The sequence below is a fragment of the Desulfovibrio piger genome (genome assembly GCF_951793255.1).
Lineage (GTDB): Bacteria > Desulfobacterota > Desulfovibrionia > Desulfovibrionales > Desulfovibrionaceae > Desulfovibrio.
On the sequence record NZ_OX636706.1, the window covers coordinates 466391 to 482703 of the forward strand.

The 16313-nt window shown below is 62.8% G+C and carries 19 protein-coding genes; 18 read left to right on the forward strand and 1 reads right to left on the reverse strand.

Annotated features, from left to right (window positions below):
* The first annotated feature begins 8 nt into the window (after window positions 1-8).
* The 18 genes from Q4I12_RS02320 (at window position 9) to Q4I12_RS02405 (ending at window position 15475) form a co-directional block, all read left to right on the forward strand.
* The gene (locus Q4I12_RS02320; protein ID WP_302260378.1) at window positions 9-1517 is read left to right on the forward strand and encodes a DUF935 domain-containing protein; all 1509 of its coding nucleotides are present in this window, start codon (window positions 9-11) and stop codon (window positions 1515-1517) included.
* Complete coding sequence (locus Q4I12_RS02325) at window positions 1510-2844, forward strand: phage minor head protein (RefSeq protein ID WP_302260380.1); 1335 nt, start codon at window positions 1510-1512, stop codon at window positions 2842-2844. The genes Q4I12_RS02320 and Q4I12_RS02325 overlap by 8 nt, the downstream gene beginning before the upstream one ends.
* 147 nt (window positions 2845-2991) lie before the next feature.
* Complete coding sequence (locus Q4I12_RS02330; RefSeq protein WP_302260382.1) at window positions 2992-3552, forward strand: phage virion morphogenesis protein; 561 nt, start codon at window positions 2992-2994, stop codon at window positions 3550-3552.
* Window positions 3553-3864: 312 nt separating this feature from the next.
* Window positions 3865-4770 carry a hypothetical protein gene (locus Q4I12_RS02335; RefSeq protein WP_302260384.1) on the forward strand — a complete coding sequence of 302 codons (906 nt, stop codon included), beginning with the start codon at window positions 3865-3867 and terminating at the stop codon, window positions 4768-4770.
* A gap of 3 nt (window positions 4771-4773) precedes the next feature.
* A complete protein-coding gene (locus Q4I12_RS02340; RefSeq protein ID WP_302260385.1) occupies window positions 4774-5184 on the forward strand; it encodes a head decoration protein in 411 nt (136 codons plus the stop codon).
* 8 nt (window positions 5185-5192) lie between these two features.
* Entirely contained in the window at window positions 5193-6188 is a 996-nt protein-coding gene (locus tag Q4I12_RS02345) for a major capsid protein (protein WP_302260386.1), read from the forward strand.
* A gap of 2 nt (window positions 6189-6190) precedes the next feature.
* Window positions 6191-6631 carry a gp436 family protein gene (locus tag Q4I12_RS02350; protein ID WP_302260387.1) on the forward strand — a complete coding sequence of 147 codons (441 nt, stop codon included), beginning with the start codon at window positions 6191-6193 and terminating at the stop codon, window positions 6629-6631.
* Window positions 6631-7092: a Gp37 family protein gene (locus Q4I12_RS02355; RefSeq protein ID WP_302260389.1), complete on the forward strand. Its 462-nt coding sequence runs from the start codon at window positions 6631-6633 to the stop codon at window positions 7090-7092. The genes Q4I12_RS02350 and Q4I12_RS02355 overlap by 1 nt, the downstream gene beginning before the upstream one ends.
* Window positions 7089-7310 (forward strand): hypothetical protein, encoded by a 222-nt coding sequence (locus Q4I12_RS02360; protein WP_302260391.1) that lies wholly within the window; start codon window positions 7089-7091, stop codon window positions 7308-7310. The genes Q4I12_RS02355 and Q4I12_RS02360 overlap by 4 nt, the downstream gene beginning before the upstream one ends.
* The gene (locus Q4I12_RS02365) at window positions 7310-8740 is read left to right on the forward strand and encodes a phage tail sheath subtilisin-like domain-containing protein (protein ID WP_302260392.1); all 1431 of its coding nucleotides are present in this window, start codon (window positions 7310-7312) and stop codon (window positions 8738-8740) included. The genes Q4I12_RS02360 and Q4I12_RS02365 overlap by 1 nt, the downstream gene beginning before the upstream one ends.
* Window positions 8741-8749: 9 nt before the next feature.
* A complete protein-coding gene (locus tag Q4I12_RS02370; RefSeq protein ID WP_302260393.1) occupies window positions 8750-9271 on the forward strand; it encodes a phage major tail tube protein in 522 nt (173 codons plus the stop codon).
* A 3-nt stretch (window positions 9272-9274) separates the two neighbouring features.
* Entirely contained in the window at window positions 9275-9586 is a 312-nt protein-coding gene (locus Q4I12_RS02375; RefSeq protein WP_302260395.1) for a phage tail assembly protein, read from the forward strand.
* Between the two features lie 4 nt (window positions 9587-9590).
* Window positions 9591-9716, forward strand: a complete 126-nt coding sequence (locus Q4I12_RS02380; RefSeq protein ID WP_278901124.1) for a hypothetical protein — start codon at window positions 9591-9593, stop codon at window positions 9714-9716.
* A 308-nt stretch (window positions 9717-10024) separates the two neighbouring features.
* Window positions 10025-12559: a phage tail tape measure protein gene (locus tag Q4I12_RS02385; RefSeq protein ID WP_302260398.1), complete on the forward strand. Its 2535-nt coding sequence runs from the start codon at window positions 10025-10027 to the stop codon at window positions 12557-12559.
* The gene (locus tag Q4I12_RS02390; protein WP_302260400.1) at window positions 12552-13508 is read left to right on the forward strand and encodes a phage tail protein; all 957 of its coding nucleotides are present in this window, start codon (window positions 12552-12554) and stop codon (window positions 13506-13508) included. The genes Q4I12_RS02385 and Q4I12_RS02390 overlap by 8 nt, the downstream gene beginning before the upstream one ends.
* A gap of 1 nt (window position 13509) precedes the next feature.
* Entirely contained in the window at window positions 13510-13740 is a 231-nt protein-coding gene (locus Q4I12_RS02395) for a tail protein X (protein ID WP_302260402.1), read from the forward strand.
* 2 nt (window positions 13741-13742) lie between these two features.
* Window positions 13743-14810 (forward strand): phage late control D family protein, encoded by a 1068-nt coding sequence (locus tag Q4I12_RS02400; protein ID WP_302260404.1) that lies wholly within the window; start codon window positions 13743-13745, stop codon window positions 14808-14810.
* Window positions 14807-15475, forward strand: coding sequence for a phage baseplate assembly protein V (locus tag Q4I12_RS02405; protein WP_302260406.1), 669 nt, complete (start codon window positions 14807-14809; stop codon window positions 15473-15475). Before Q4I12_RS02400 ends, Q4I12_RS02405 begins: the two co-directional genes overlap by 4 nt.
* On the opposite strand, the gene Q4I12_RS02410 is transcribed toward Q4I12_RS02405, so the two are convergent.
* Window positions 15465-16064, reverse strand: coding sequence for a hypothetical protein (locus tag Q4I12_RS02410; RefSeq protein WP_302260407.1), 600 nt, complete (start codon window positions 16062-16064; stop codon window positions 15465-15467). The genes Q4I12_RS02405 and Q4I12_RS02410 overlap by 11 nt on opposite strands.
* Between the last annotated feature and the right edge of the window lie 249 nt (window positions 16065-16313).

Sequence of the window (16313 nt, forward strand, 5' to 3'; positions counted from 1 at the left end):
AACCGGTTATGCCGAAAAGCGGGGGCCGCGGGGCCATGACCGCCTTTATTGAAGAGTTCGCCACGTTGCAGGCGGCGGAAGGTTCCTGGTTCTTCCAGGGCTGGCCGCTGCCGAACCCAGATCCCATTCTTCGGGCCACGGGCCACGCCCTGCCGGTGTATCGTGCCATGCTGTACGACGCGCATATCGGCGGCCTGGCCCGCCGGCGTCGCGCCGCGGTAAAGGCGCTGGACTGGCGGCTGGAAACGGACAAGGCGAAAAGTAAGACCGTCCGTCTGGTGCAGGACGCGCTTTCCCGCCTGGACGTGCCGGCCATGGTGGGCGGCCTGTGGGAGGCGGCGCTTTTCGGCTACGCCTGCGCGGAAGTCATGTGGGAAAAGCGGGAAAGCCATGTACTGCCCCGGGCCGTCATTGCCAAGCCGCAGGAATGGTTCCGCTTCGACAGCGAAGGGACCATGCTCTTCATGGTCATGGGCAGCGCAAACGGCGTGCCCGTGCCGGCGCGCAAGTTTCTGCTTTCCCGCCAGGACGCCACCTTGAAGAATCCCTACGGCATAGCGGACCTGGCCCGCTGTTTCTGGCCGCATACCTTCAAGAAAGGCGGCCTGCAATTCTGGCTCAAGTTTGTTGAGAAATACGGCTCGCCCAAGCTGGTGGGCAAGTTCGACCGCCAAACGCCCGCAAAAGAGCAGGAAGACCTTCTTGCCTCGCTGGAAGCCTGCGTTCAGGACGCGGTGATGGTCATCCCCAACGACAACAGCGTGGAGATTCTGAAGCAGGACGGTTCAAGCCTGTCCGGAGCGGCGGAAAACTACGAGGCTTTTCTGCGTTTCTGCCGCTCGGAAATCTCCATTGCCCTGCTGGGGCAGGATCAGACCACGGAAGCGGACACCAACCATGCGTCGGCCACGGCCGGCCTGGAAGTGACGGGAGACATCCGGGACGCGGACGCGGTCATGGTACAGCGGGCCGTGCAGGACCTGGTGGCCTGGATCGTGGAGCTGAACATTGGGCCGGAAGCGGACGCGCCGGAATTCGTGCTGTACGAGCAGGCGGACGCGGCGGCCGAAGCGGAAGCGGACACGAAGAAGGCCGCACGGGACAGGGCCGTGGCGGAACTGCGGCCCTACTACACCGATGATTATCTGGAAAAGACCTACAACCTGCCGCCCGGCGCATTGCGGGAGGAAAAGGAGCCGGAAGGACAGAAGCCGGCTCCGGAAGGGACGGAAGACGGCGCGCCTGACGAGCCTTTCTTTGCGGAGCCTGCCCCGGCGCTGGCGGAAGCCATGCGGGTACAGGCCCCGGTGGACGCGCTTTCCGCCGACCTTTCCCCGGCGTTCGAGGCCATGCTTGCGCCGGTACTGGACCGGCTGGCACAAAGCGGTGACTACTCGGAAAAAGGCATGGCCGAGGCCATAGCGGCGGAATACCCGAAGATGGACCTTGAAGGCATGGCGGACATGCTGGCGCGTGCCCGTTTCGTGTGCCGCCTGTGGGGGTATGTCAATGCCTGAAAGCGTAAGTCTGCAAGCCGCGTTCCGCCTGCCGCCTGAAGAGGCGGTCAAATACTTTGAAAGCAAGGGCTACAAGATCTCCTTCGACTGGCGGCAGGTCTGGCAGGAAGAACACGACAGGGTGTTCACCGTGGCGGGCGTGGCCCGTGACGACGTGCTTTTCGATATCCGCAAATCCCTGACCACGGCCCTGCAAGAAGGCTGGAGCGGGCAACGCTGGGCAAAGGAAATTACGCCTACGCTGAAGCAAAAAGGCTGGTGGGGGTCGGAAGTCATCATTGACGAAGACGGAAAGGCCCGCGTCTATCAGAAGGGCAACGCGTCCCGGCTCGATCTCATTTTCCGGCAGAACGTCATGACGGCGTATGCCGCCGGGCGCTGGCAGCGCCAGCAGGAGACAAAGAAGGAGCGGCCCTATCTGCGCTATTCCGCCATCATGGACGGGCGCACCCGCCCGGCGCACCGCGCCCTGGACGGCCTTGTTTTTCCTGTGGATGATCCGTTCTGGAAGACATTCTATCCCCCGAACGGATTCCGCTGCCGCTGCACGGTGGTTTCCCTTTCCCGTCGGGAAGTTGCCCCCGGGGAAGTCAAACACGGCGACGGGGCCATGACGGAGCGGGAAGTGGAGCTGAAGCCGGACAGGGACACGGGGGAAGTGCGCACGGTACAGGTGGGCGGCTACATGCTGGACGGCACGCCTTCGGGCCGGGTGGTCTTTGTGGACCCCGGCTTTTCCCGCAACCCCGGCGCAGGCTGGGAAACGTGGGACCCCATGCGGGCCTTGCCGGATATTCCGCCGGGCGTGGGCGGAAAGGGCACGGGTAGCACGGCCATGTTGCCGGGGCAGCCGACCTTTGCCGACTACGGACTGCCGAAAGCGAAGGACATGGATAAGGCCGGTCTGGGGGAAAGCCCGGAGCGCCTGCCGCCGGCAAAGACCCGGGAAGAGGCGGAAGAACAGCTTGCCGCGGCCCTGAAGCTGGACGGGGAAAAGCCACGCGTAGTGGAAACGCCGGCCGGCCCGGTGGTCCTTCAGCGGGCGCTCATACGGCACATGGTACAAAAGGAACGTGACGCCCGCGAGCAGTTCGCGGCCTTCATTTTACCCACGTTGGAGGAGCCCGGTGAAATATGGTTGACGGCGTATGCCGACGGCTACCGGCGGCGCTACGCCCGGTTCTTCCGTAGCAGCAATATGCTGCTCATTGTGCGGGTAAACAAGGATGGAAGCCTGTTCTGGAACGGTATGAAATACCGGGACAAGGAAATTGACAAGGCACGGACGGGCGTCCTGCTGTACGCAGCAGGCACAAAAAAAGACTGATCAGAATGCGGGCCAACCCGGACGGGCTGCAAGGCCACCCGTCCCGTCCTTCACCGTCCGCTTTGTCCCCTGCGACCCGGACGGCTCTCGCACATGCTGATCAGTCAATTTTCTTCAGGATAGGCTCAGCCGATGAAGGAGTCAACAATGGCAGAGGAAGTCACCCCCATAACCATCACGGTGGAATCGGCAGTGGTGGAGGCCGCCCTTGACCGTCTGGCACGCGCGGCACGCGACCTTCGCCCGGCCATGCGGGACATAGGCGGCCTTCTGGAAAAGGAGACGGACGACAATTTCCGCGCCCAGGGGCGGCCCCACTGGAAGCCGCTTTCCCAGGCGACCATCCTGAACCGGCTCATGGGGAAGGACAGAGAAGGCAGGAGCAAAGGCATTTCCAGTGTATTGAGGAAGGACGGAGATCTGCGGGCATCGGCGAAGCGGAAGCTGGAAGGCGGGCTTGCCATCCTTCAGGACACGGGAGCGCTTCGCAGCAGCATCCGCGCCCACTCGGACAGGGATTCCGTCACCATCGGTTCCGTCCTGGAATACGCGGCGATCCATCAGTTCGGGGGCATGGCCGGTCGGGGGAAGAAAGTCCGCATCCCGGCCCGCCCCTTCATTCCCGTGGACAGGGACGGCAACCTGTCACCGGAAGCCGAGCGCGGCGTGCTGGCCGCCATTTATGACCACCTGGCGGAATCAGTTTGATTCCCTTCGCAGCGGCCTTTTTTCTTCCGCCCTTCCCGATGTTCGGGCAAAGGCAGTTTTGAGCCGGAAAACCTGTTTATAAACGTTTTTAAACATATCCCAGGGGGGGCGAGCATAACCAAGCCGAGTTCCCCCACCCGCGCTTTCTCCCGAATTTGGGCGGGAACAATTTCCTAAAGCCCTTTCAAAGACGCCTCCTCTGCCTTTCCCGTAGAACGGAAGACAAAGGAGGCTTTTTGCGCGGCAGCCGTTAGGCGGCCTGGCCGCCTTACGGATGGCGACAGTAAACCACCGCAAAAAAGGATTGGAGCTATGGGTAAGACAATTTTCCGGGCCGGGCGGCACCGGACCATTACGGGGCAGGAGGTCGAGTTCAGCGAGGCGGACCTGAACGCCATAGCCGCGGCCTATGACACGGCGGTGCACGAGGCCCCGCTGGTTATCGGGCACCCGAAAACGGACGACCCGGCTATGGGCTGGGTATCTGGGTTGAAGTGCGTCGGCCTGCGGCTGGAGGCGGATTTCCGGCAGATGGACCCGGCCTTTGCCGAGGCCGTGGAAGCGGGCCGCTACAAACACGTTTCGGCGGCCTTTTACGCGCCGGATTCCCCGTGCAATCCGAAGCCAGGCGGCTACTACCTGCGGCATGTGGGCGTGCTGGGGGCCATGCCTCCGGCGGTGAAGGGCCTGGGGCCGCTGAACTTCGCCGAAGACGACACGCTGTTCCTTGTCTTCGGCGAAGAGGAAGCCGCGCCCCCCGAAGGGATGCCGTCCGCCGATCCCCTGAACAATGAACAGAACGAGGACCCTATGGACAGAAAAACCGACCCTGCGGCCGAGAACGCGGCACTGAGGAAGGAGCTGGAAGAGATGAAGACACGCATGGCGAAACAGGACGCCGAGCGCCGCCATGCGGACAACCTGGCCTTTGCGGAAGGACTTGTTTCCGCCGGCAAGCTGGCCCCGGCCGGGCGTGACGTGGTGGTAGCCACGCTGGATGCCCTGACCACGCCGAAAGAAGACGGCAGCATGATCGCCTTCGGCGAGGGCGACGAAGCCGGGCCGCTGGCCGAACGCTTCCGCTCCCTTCTGTCTGCCGCCGAGCCTGTGGTGATGTTCGCGGAGTTCGCCGAACGCGGAGCGGATCCCGCTTTGAAGGAATCCCCGCTTGTAGCCGACGCCCGCCGCCGCGCCGAACAGGCGAAAGGCAGGAGGTAGGACATGCTCGACGTCAAAAACTATGACGCCCCGGAACTTTTGGGCGAACTGGTGCTTTTCGAGATCTCCCCGGACTACTGCCGGGAAACGGCGGCCATCAAGGCCGCTTCGGCGGAAATCCCTCTGGGGACCGTCCTTATGAAAAACGACGACGGGACGCTTTCTCCGTGGGCCCCCGCAGCTGCCGCGGCCGCCCTGGAGGAAGGGGAAGAAAAGGCCGCCGCGACGACCGACCCCGCTCCCGTGGGGATTCTCCTTCGGACCGTTGCCGCCTCGTCCGTCAATATTGAAGCGCCCGTGCTCAAGCGCGGGGCGCTGGTGTCGGCTTCCATGCTCAAATGGCCCGCCGGCGCGGAGGAAAAGAAGCCCGCGGCGCTGGCGGTGCTTGAAGCTCTGGGCATCGTCGCCCGCTAGGAGGAACCATGCTTACCGTGAATATGCGTTCGGCTTCGGAACTGACCAAAGCCGTGAACCTGCTGCCGGTGAAGCCGACCTATTTCGGCAGCATCGGCCTGTTTGAGGAAAAGGGCAGCCGCACCACGAGCGTGACCCTGGACGTGCGGCACGGCCGCTTTGTGCTGGTGCCCAACCGCGACCGCCGCGAAGGCGCGACGCCGCTTGCCGGACGCGGGAGCAAATGGAAAACGCAGACCTTCCAGACCGCGCACCTGCCGCTTTCGGACGTGCTCCTGCCTGACGACGTGCAGGATCTGCGCGCCTTCGGCACGGAGCAGCTTTCCACGGTCGACCGCGTCCTGAACGACAGGATGCAGGACTTGAAGGATTCCATCACGGCGACGCTGGAATACCATCGGACCGGGGCCGTGAAGGGCGTGATCTATGACGCCGGGGGCGATGTGCTGCTGAACCTGTTCGACGCCGCGGGCGTGGCGCAGCTCAAAAAGGCCATCACCCTGCCCACGGCGGAATCCGTCAAGGACAACCCGATCAAGAAAGCCATCTACGATGTGAAGCGCAACGCCAAGAAATACCTTTCCGGCTTCATGATCAAACGGTTCGAGTGCATGTGTTCGCCGGCCTTCTTTGACGGGCTGACCGGCCATGCCCTGGTGCGTGAGGCCTACGAGCGGTGGCAGGCGGTCCAGGACAGGTTCGGGGAAGACGACCGCAAGGGCTTCACCTACGGCGGTGTGACGTTCTGGGACTGCCCGGACGAGATCGGCGGCAAGCCCCTGGTTGAAGACGGCAAGGCGCATTTCTACCCCGTGGGATCTGGCCTGTTCAGTACGTTCTATGCCCCGGCCAACTGGAACGAGACAGTCAATACCATCGGCCTGCCGTTCTACGCCAAGACGGAACCGCGGCCTATGGGCAAGGGCTGGGACATGGAAGTACAGAGCAACCCTGTATGCATCTGCCACGTCCCGGGCGCCCTGGCCGAACTTTCGCTGGCCTGACCATGTACCTGACGCCTGAAGAACTGCTTTCCTTCCTGCCCGGGCAGTCGGTCATCGAGCTGACGAACGACGACCCGCGCGGGACGGAGCCGGACATGGGCAAGGTGGAGGAAGCCCTGCGTGCCGCCGGGGAACTGGTGGACGGGTATCTCCGGGGCCGTTACGAACTGCCGCTTGCCACGGTCCCCACGCTGCTTCGGGACGTGGTGCGGACCATAGCCCGCTTCAAACTGTACGAGCGCCGCCCGGAAAGCGACATGCCGGAAACGGTCATGGAAACATACAGGGCCGCGGTGAAGACGCTGGAACAGATACGCAGCGGGCGGATCACCCTGGGGGTGGCGGCTACGGCCGAAGTCCTGCCGGAACGCGGGGAACATCGCATGAGCGCGCCGAAGGCCTTTTTTTCAGACGCCATGCGCAAAGCGTATGAGAGGTCATGATGGCGACGACCAATGAGATGCTTGAGGCCATACGGTCCCGGCTGGCGGAGCTGCCGCTTTCGGCCGAGTTCTGGCCGGAAGAAGAAAGGGAATACCGCCTGAACCATCCCGTGGGCGCGGCTCTTGTGGGCTATGCCGGGGCGACGTACGGGCCTTCGCGGGACATGTTCGCGGTGATCCAGGAGCGGGAGATCAGCCTTTCGGTCATCCTGGTGTTCCGGCAGCTGAACGGCCGGGACGGGGCCGTGGACATGGTCGACCGTATCCGGAGGCTGCTGACGGGTTTCCGCCCGCCGGACTGCGGCAAACTGCACATGCGGTCCGAACGCTTCGCCGGACAGGCGTCCCGGCTGTGGTGGTACGAGTTGACCCTGACCTGTACCGGGATGCTGGTGGAGGCGATGGAGATGGAAGACGAACCGAAACTGGCGGACGTCGGTTTCAAGGGAGAAATATCATGATCTACAAATTTTGCGGGCGTCTGACGACCGGGGCGACCCTGGAGCTTGCCGGCGGAGGGCGGCGCGAAGTGCTGCTTTATCCCGGCCGCACCTGCGACCTGCCGGAAGAGCACCCCTGGGTACAGCGTATGGTCAAGCGGGGCTGCCTGGCTCCCATGCCGGGCCATCCGGCCCAAACGGAAACGGCGATGCCCCCCGCCGAGAAGGAGAACGCATAATGGCCGCGAATTTTCTGCATGGCGTGGAAACGATCGAGGTCAAAAACGGCGGTGTGCCGATCACCGTCGTCAAGTCCGCCGTTGTCGGGCTGGTGGGGATCGCGCCCGCCGGCCCCGTCAACGAGCCGGTCCAGATTCTTTCCTCGAGTGACGCCGCCCAGTTCGGCTCCGCGCTTTCGGGCTTCACCATCCCCCAGGCGCTGGACGCCATTTTCGACCACGGAGCGGGCACGGTGATCGTCGTCAACGTCCTTGACCCTGCTGTGCATTGCGAACAGGCAACGGACGAGGTGCTGGAGTTCGTCGCCGTGAACGGACGGGCGAACCTTGCCCATGTCGCCGTGCGCGAGCTGGTGCTGAAGGATGAAAACGGAGAGACCACCTATACGGAAGGCGAGGACTACACGCTTTCGGCCACGTCCGGACTGGTGACACGCCTGGCTTCCGGGGGGATCCCGGCGGGCGGCAAGGTGAAGGCGACTTACAAATACGCCGATCCATCCAAGGTCAAGGCGGAGGACATTATCGGCGGTATTGACGAAGACGGGGACCGCACGGGCTTTGCCCTGCTGGAAAGCTGTTACCAGCTTTTCGGCTATGACCCCAAGATCCTGATCGCGCCGGGTTACTGCACGCAGCTTTCCGTGGCGTCCGAGATGGTGGCCCAGGCGGAGAAGCTCCAGGCAATGGCGCTCATCGATGCGCCTGTGGGCACCACCTTTGACGAGGCCGTCACCGGACGCGGTCCTGCGGGCACGATCAACTTTTCCTTTGCCAGCCAGCGGACGGTGCTCTGCTTCCCGCACCTGAAGGTGTACAGCGCGGAACTGGATGCCGACGTCCTGGAGCCGTTTTCCCAGCGTCTTGCCGGCGTCATGTGCGTGACGGACAACAATGAAGGCTACTGGAAAAGCCCCAGCAACGAGGCCATCCAGGGCATCACGGGCGCGGAGCTTTCCCTGACCGCCAAGATCGACGACGCGCAAAGCCAGGTCAACCTGTTGAACGAAAAGGGCATCCTGACCGTGTTCAATTCCTATGGCTCCGGCTGGAAGGTCTGGGGCAACCGCTCCAGCGCCTGGCCGACGGAGACGGACTGGGAGACCTTCATCTGCGTTCGCAGGACCAAGGATATCATCGACGAAAGCATCCGCTACTCTTCGGCACAGTTCATGGACCGGCCCATCGACAAGGCGCTCATCGACACGATCCTGGAGAGCGTGAACCAGTTTTTCCGCAAGCTCCAGGGCGACGGGGCCATCATGGGCGGCCTGGCCTGGTTCGACCAGGCACGCAACCCGGATACGGAGATCAAGGCCGGGCACCTGCTGATTCAATACAAGTTTACCCCCAAGCCCCCGCTGGAACGCCTGACCTATGAAAGCGAACTGACCGGGGAATATCTTGTTTCCCTGAGTGGCGGCGAATAAGGAGGCATCATGAGCGGCATACAGACTGCGCAGGTAGTCAATGCGACCATCTACCTGAACGGAAAAACCCTGCTGGGACGGGCTGCTGAAGTGAAGCTGCCGGAGATCACGGCGGCCATGAAAGAACACAGCGCCCTGGGCATGGTGGGCAAGTTCGAACTGCCTGCGGGTTTTGAGAAAATGGAAGGCGAGATCGTCTGGAACTCTTTCTATGCGGACGTGCTGAAGTCCCAGGCGGATATCTTCACGGCGTATTCCCTTCAGTGCCGCTCTTCCTGGGAATTGTGGAGCAGCCAGGGACGCGACAGGGAGGCCCCGCTGGTCACCTTCCTGACCGTACAGTTCAAGTCGTTCCCCTTAGGCGAGTTCAAGCAGCACGAGGGCGTTTCCCTGACCACAAAGTTTTCCTGCACCTACGTCAAGCAGGTCCTCGACGGTCAGGACATTCTGGAGCTGGACGTGCTGGCGAACATCTACAAGGCGGGTGGAAGGGATCTCCTTTCCAATTACCGCGTCAACATCGGAGGCTAGATCATGGGCGAAGTCAAGGAACAGCCCCAAGAGGCCGTCAAGGATGAACATACCTACACCCTGCTTTTCCCCTACACCATGACGGACGGGCGGGAGCTGAAGGAAATCAACCTGCGTCCCCGCCTTACGGCCCGCGACATCCGGGAAGCTAACCGCCGGACGAAAAAGGCGGAAGATTACGAGATATCGGGCGTTGCGGTCATGTGCGACATGCTCGAAGACGACCTGCTGGACATGGATGCCCGCGATTATCTGGCCCTGCGTGACCGCTTCTTTCGCCTCGTCGGTGTCACGGGCGACGTTTCGGAGCGGTAACGCCATGCTTGCCCGCTGGTGGCGCTGGTCGCCGCGGGACATTGACGACCTCACGATGGAAGAATGGCGGGAAGCGGTGGAAGACGCCGCTTCCCAGATCGAAGCCTATAACGACAGCCTGAAGAAGTGACCATGCCGCGAGAGCTTTCCCTAGCCGTCAATATCAGCGCCCGCCTGGCGTCGTCCTTCCGGTCCGCCGTGGACGCCGCCCGTGCGGGTTTTCGCGGCATGCATGCCGACGCGCGGCAACAGGCGGCAGCCGTGCGGGCCGGAGCGGCCGCGACCGGGGAGTTTGCCCGTTCTTCCGCTCTGGCCCGGCAGGCCGCGGCCACGGCAGGTTCTGCGGCTGCGGGTTCCTTTGGTCAGGCCGGTGCCGCGGCCGGTAACGCCGGCGGGCAGGTCAGCAAACTTTCCGGGCAGGTGGCCGCGCTTCCCGGCGTGGCGCGGGAGTTCGACAAGGCATTTTCCTACGCGGCGGGTGCCGCGGAAAACGCATTGAAAGGCACGGGCGCGGCCTCTGATCTCCTGGCAAAAAAGCAGAAGGCGCTTCATGACTATCTGAAGCGCACGAATATCGAAGCCGGGAACCGGTCCCGGGCGGAAGCTGCCATGCGAGCCCTGGCGCTTCGGCAAGTGGAGCTCAGACGCAACGAGGAAGCACTTGCCCGCGCGATGGATCGCAGCAATGCCGTTGCCGAAAAGCGCAGCCGCCTTTATGCCGATGTGGGCAAGCTGACCGTGTCCGGAGCGGCTGCCGCCGCGCCGGCGGCAATGGCCGTCAAGACAGCGGCGCAAAAGCAGGACACCATCCGCGACATGGCCATAACCGGCGGCATGAGTGCTGAGGATGAAGCCAGGCTGTCCGAATCCGTACGGAACATCTCGCGGGAATCCAACCAGTACCAGACGGACGTCCTGCAGGGGATGCAGGTCCTGGTGGCGGGCGGCGTCCAAAGCCGGGAAGAGCTGGAAGGTTACGGGGCGGTGCTTGCCCGGACGGCCACGTCGACCCGGGCAAGTATGGACGACCTTGGCGCGACCACGCTGGCCCTGCGTGACAACCTGGGCATTACGGCCGAAGGGCTGAACGAATCCTTCAATATTCTGGCTGCGGGCGGCAAGGCCGGTCTTGTGGAAATGAAGGACATGGCGAAGTTCCTCCCCCAGCTGGCACCGATGTTTGCCGGCATGGGCGTCACGGGACAGCAGGCCGTGGCGGAAATGACGGCGGGATTGCAGATTGCCCGGCGTGGCGCGGGTACCAATGATGAAGCCGCGAACAATATGCGCAACTATCTGCAAAAGATCTTCGCTCCGGACACGGTGAAGAACTTCGCCGACGCGGGCATTGATCTGCAAGGCTCGCTGAAGCAGCTGGCCAAAGACGGCATCGGCCCCTTCGAGGGGACCATGCGGCTTGTCATGGAATACATGAAAAGCAAGAGCCCGCAGGCGGCCGCCGAGTTCAAGAAAGCCATGACGATCGAGGATGAGGCCAAGCGGAAGCAGGCCTTGCAGCGCATCAGCGAAGCCTACGCGCTTTCCGACCTGTTCCGGGACATGCAGGCCATGAACTTTTTGCGGCCGCTCGTCATGCAGATGGACGACTACAAAAAGATCAAGGCCGAAGCCCTGGAAGCGGGCAAACAGGACGTTCTCGGAAAAGATTTTGACCTGCGAATGGCGTCTCCGGTGGAAAAAGCAAAACGGCTGCGCGTGGAGTTCGATCTTGCGGCGGAATCGCTGGGTAAGGCGCTTTTGCCCTCGGCGCTGGCCGTGGGGGACAGCCTGTTGCCGCTGCTCCAGCGCGGGGCGGACTGGATGGAACAGAACCAGGAGACTGTGGCACTGGTGGCGAAAGTGGCCGCTGGCCTGTTCCTGTTCCGGGGCGGGTTGCTGGCCTTGCGTCTGGGCTTCACCTTGCTTGGCGGGCCACTGGTATCGGCGGCGGTCCGGTTCCTGACTTTCCGTGCCCTGCTGGCCGGCGGCGTCCGCCCTATGCAGGCATTGTTCCGTCTGTTCGGCCTGTCGCCCCGCGCTGCCGGTATTTTTGCCGGGGCGCTGGGCAAGGCAGGCAGCGCCGTCCGCGGTCTTGGAACTCTTGTGCTTCGTGCGGGGCGCGTGCTTTCCGGCGCTCTTGTGAAAGGGCTTTCGCTTGCCGGCAAGGCAGTATTCGTACTGGGGCGCGCCCTGCTGCTCAACCCCGTGGGGCTTCTGGTAACGGGCATCGGCGTGGCCGCTTACCTGATCTACAAGAACTGGGACAAGGTCAAGGCCGCCTTTTCCGCCGGCTGGAACTGGCTGAAGGCGCTGGGGCCGCGTCTCATGCAACAGGGTCGGGAGCTGATAGCCTCGATCTTTCCTGAAGGCGGTATCGGCCCGGCGCTGGAAGCGGGCTGGAACACGGTCAAGACCAAATTCCAGGGCGGCATGACATATATCAAGGGCTTGCCGGCTCAATTCCTGGGCTTGGGCAGGAGTGTGGCTTCCGGTCTTGTCGAGGGGCTCAAGTCCGGCATCGATGCGGCGACGGAAGCCATCGCGGGCATGGCCGAGAGCGTGAAGAACAAATTCAAGGGCTGGCTCGGTATCGCCAGTCCGAGCAAGGTCTTTGCCGGCTACGGCCTGAACGTCGCCCAGGGCGCCGCCCTGGGCATAAAGGCCGGGGAAGGCGAAGCAGCCGGTGCCGCCGCCGGCCTCGCAAAAGCCGCAGCGGCTGAATGGCAGCCGCCCAGGCTGCTGACCGCTCCGGACGGCCCGGCAAAGATCGCCAGAGCCGCGCGGGCCGACCGGGAGGGCATACACGGCTTTGGTGGCAGCGCCGGGGTGAACGTCACCTTTTCGCCGAACATCACCATCCAGGGCAACGCGACGGAAAAGGAAGTACGGAGTGCTCTTGCCATGACCTTGCCGGAGCTGGAACGCATGATCCGCCGCGTCATGCACGACAGGGAGCGCCGCGCGTATGTTTAGCGTTTTCGCCACACTGGGGGACGTGCTTTTTGCTCCACGGCTTTCGCCATCCGGGCTTGACGTGCAGCAGGGGGCGGCATTCGCGGAGCATGCCCTGTTCTCCCGCGCCCCGCGTCTGCAATACACCGGCCGGGAGCTGGACGTGCTGAATCTGGTCTTTGATCTGCATTTCAGTTTTTGCACACCGGCCGAAGAGAAAAAGAAGCTGGAAACCATGCTGAGGGGGCATCAGGCCCATCCGCTGGTGTTCGGCGACGGCTCCTGGTGGGGCTACTTCGTCCTTGAACGGCTCTCCACCACATTTGAGCAGTGCTCCCCGTCCGGTACACCCTGGCTGATTTCCATGCAGGCGGAGCTGAAGGAATACACGGGCGACCCGGCAAAGCCCCTTGAGCGTCCGGCGGTGAGCGACGGTGCCCCTTCTCTGGCGGTATACCCGGGCCGGGGCTCCCTGCTTTCCCTGGCGACGCCGGCGGCCGGCGGAGGCCTGTGGGACACCATGCGCACGGCGGTTTCCTTTGCGCAGCAGGCACGGGGGATCGTCAGCGAGGCCACGGATCTTGTGGGGCTGGCCAGAGATGTGGCGGGCGCGGGCGGTCCGTTCGAGGCCGTGTCTCTGGCTCTGGGCGGCGCGGACAGGCTGGGGGGACTTTTGGGCAAGGCGGGCGGCCTGGCGTCAGGATTGACAGACGCCCTCGTGGCGTGCCTGTCGGCCCTGCCGCTGGAAGAGATCACGATCGCCGTGGGAGCCGCCGGAGAACTGGCCGGCCTCATGCGGGACGGGGCAGCCCTTGCCTCTACGCTGGGCGTGGATACAGGCAACGTGGGGCAAACGCTGGGGCAGGTGGATGCCTGCCTGGTCGCGGGCTCGTCCTGCCTTGACCGTTGCGCGCCCGTCCTGCAACGGTTTTCCGCCGACGTCGCAGCGCGGCGAGTTCAGGAGGCTTGATGTGGACAGGCTCGTACACGTCACAAGTGAGGGCGAGCGTTGGGATACGCTGGCCTGGCGCTACTACGGGGATGTATCGGAAGTGGAACGCATCATCACGGCCAATCCCCACATGCCGATAACCCCGGTCCTTCCGGGCGGGGTACGGATATTCATCCCTGTGGTCAGGGCCGCGGAACTGGAACACAACGTCAATCTTCCGCCCTGGTGCTCCGGGGCGAGTGAGGAATGAACATGAGCGGCCCGGTAGAAGTCCCTGTGCCCCAGGCACGGATCATATATGAAGGAAAGGACATTTCCGCGGACATCAGCCCGTATCTTCTCAGCGTCGGCTATACGGACAGATTGTCCGGGGAATCCGACGAGCTGGAGCTGCGCCTTGAAGACACCGACGGGCGCTGGCGCGGCGACTGGTACCCGGGCAAGGGGGATTCCCTCACGGTATCCATCGGCTACGCCGGGCAGGAGCCTGTTTCCTGCGGCTCCTTCGAGATTGACGAGATAGAACTTTCCTTTCCACCGGACGAGGTTTCCATCCGGGCGCTGGCCACAGGCATCAGCGTTTCGTGCAGGACGCGGAAAAGCAAGGGGTACGAGAAAACTACGCTGGCCGGAGTGGTCCGCGTGGTGTGCGGACGGCTGGGGCTGACGCCGGCCGGAGAAGTGGCGGACATACCCCTTGACCGGGTGACGCAGTATCAGGAGAGCGATCTTGCCTTTCTGACCCGGCTTGCCGGCGAGTACGGGCACACGTTCAAGATCAGCGGCAAAAAGATGATTTTCCAGCGCAAGGACAGTGTGCTGACTGCGGACAGCGCGCGGACCTTCAAACGGGAGGACGTGACGTCGTGCAGCTTCCGGGACAAGCTGAAGGACATTCCCCAAAAGGTCAAAATCAAGAAACAGGACGCGGGGAAAAAGGCGCTGAAGGTGTACGGCAAGAGCAGCGACGACAGCCTGGCCGTGGTGGCCACCACGGAGCAGGCACAGAAGAAACGCGGGCGAACCTCAAAAAAAGCCAGCGGTGACGAGCTGCGCATCGTGGGGCGCGGCAGCCAGGCGCAGCTTGAAGCCAAGGGCAACGCGGCTCTTCAGGACGTGGAACTGGAACGTTGCCATGCGGAACTTTCACTGTACGGCGACCCTTCCCTGCGTGCCGGAGTATCGGTGGAACTTGGGGAAGACTTCGGCGCGCCGGCGGGCAAGTACCTGATCACCTGCTCCCGGCATGAAATAAGCCGGGAGGGATACACAACAACGCTGACGCTTGCACGGACGGCGGCCCCGGAGAAAAAGGCATGAGCCGGACACAGGAAGAATCCGGGGCAACGTTCGCCTTCGGCATCGTCACGGCGGTGGACGCCGGGCGGGGCTGGGCGCGGGCCAGCCTGCCGGAATACGATAATCTGGAAACGGCCTTCCTGCCGGTGCTCCAGCGCCGCACGCACAGGGACAAGGCGCTCAATCTGCCGGACGTGGGGGAACAGGTGGTGCTTCTCCTTGACTTGCGGGGGGAGGACGGCGTCATCCTGGGCGCGGTCTGGTCGGACGCGGACCCCGTGCCGCAGACTGGAGGCCCGGATGTGGATGTGCGGCGCTATGCCGACGGCACGGTGCTGCGCTATGACCGCGCGGCGCACAGGCTGACGGCGGATGTTCAGGGGGAAATCGTGGCTACCTGCACGGGCAAGGCTGACGTGACAGTGGAAGGCCCCGCTCGCGTGGAGTCAAAGGTGGCCCTTACCTTGGCCGCGCCGACCATTACCATGCGGGGAGCCTTGTCCATGCGGAGCTATGAGGGTGACGGCCCGACCACGGCGGAGATCGACGGTCCCCTGACCGTGAATCGCGGTGACGTGACCGTGCCCGGCAACGACGTAAAGGCCGGCGACGTTTCCCTGAAGGAACACAGGCACGGCGGCGTAGATACGGGCGGCGGTACCAGCGGCCCGCCGGTCAATGCTTGAGTTTTCTTCGTTCAGCGGCTTCCTGAGCGGCTTTCATGCGCGTAAACTTGCCGTAATGAAAACGAGCCTTTTCGCTGTATATTTCAAGCAGGTCTGACCGTTTCTGCCGTTTGCAAGCCGTCATCATGTGGCCGTATATCTCAGACAGACGCAAATGAAGAAATTTCTCCCGTACATTTTTGCGCTGATGTCCGAACTCATACTGATTGGCGGCTTCCGCATTATCCAGCAATTCCTGAAACTCGGCGAGGGCTTCGTCAAAATGCCCTGCCTGCTGTAAAAACAGAGGAAGCCGACAAAGCCTCTGCACCGTATGCCCATCCCCTGAAGGAGTTACCAATTCTTTAGCCTTTCGCAGACAGGCTATAGCATCTTCCCATTGTTTGGCGTCCTTGAACTCCGTTGCCTTGCGGTGCAGCGCGGCAAACTCCTCTTCAACGGATGCCTCTTGTGTCGATGCTGCATCATCTGGCGTTACCTCAGCGCTGACAGCAACGGGTACGTCCTCACCATGCGATATGCCTACGCTGCCGGCCTGCTCCTTGACAGCAGCCCTTCTGCGACCAAACAGAAAGGATAAAATTCCCATACCGAACTCCTCTTGCCTCTCGCTGTTTTTGTAATTTTATTACAATTTCGCTTGACGGTCGAGGCATGGGCGAGGTAACTGTCCTTTTCAGGAGCTTAAGAACTCCTTCCAAGACGGCTGGTCACCCCGTAGCGTGGCTCTTTTTATGCTCTGTCAAGACTGTTTTTTTCTTGGCGGTGGTGTATAGTACGATCTCACAGGTCGGGAGTGGGCTAATACAATACCGCTTGTCGGGAATAGGCCCGCCGT